Consider the following 380-nt stretch of genomic DNA (forward strand, 5'->3'; position numbering starts at 1 on the left):
GGCCCCCGCAACCACTTTCCCTTAGAGTCCTTTTTCAAATATACTGTGAAGACTTCGGCCTTCGTAGTGGGATTTGAAAAAATCCTTCTGGAAAGTGCTCCAGACCGCAGTTGCGGTTATAGGGTTCAGTTATATAAAGCCCCGATTTATCGGGGTTTTTTGTTATCTGACTACAGAATAACTGGGCTTTAGGCCCTTTTTTTATGTCTTGGGGGTGGGCTTGTCCACATTAGAGCAAAAATTAACAGAGATGATTACTGCGCCAGTTGAGGCCCTGGGTTTTGAACTGGTTGGCATCGAATTTATTCGCGGTCGCACATCCACACTGCGCATCTATATTGATAGTGAAGATGGCATCAATGTTGATGATTGTGCTGATG

1 pseudogene is annotated in these 380 nt (G+C 44.7%); it reads left to right on the forward strand.

Annotated elements, in window-relative coordinates:
* Positions 1–250 precede the first annotated feature (250 nt).
* Positions 251–380 (forward strand): annotated as a pseudogene (locus tag HFC70_RS27355) (ribosome maturation factor RimP); the annotation flags it as partial.

Source organism: Agrobacterium sp. a22-2, assembly GCF_012276985.1.
Taxonomy (GTDB): Bacteria; Pseudomonadota; Alphaproteobacteria; order Rhizobiales; family Rhizobiaceae; genus Allorhizobium.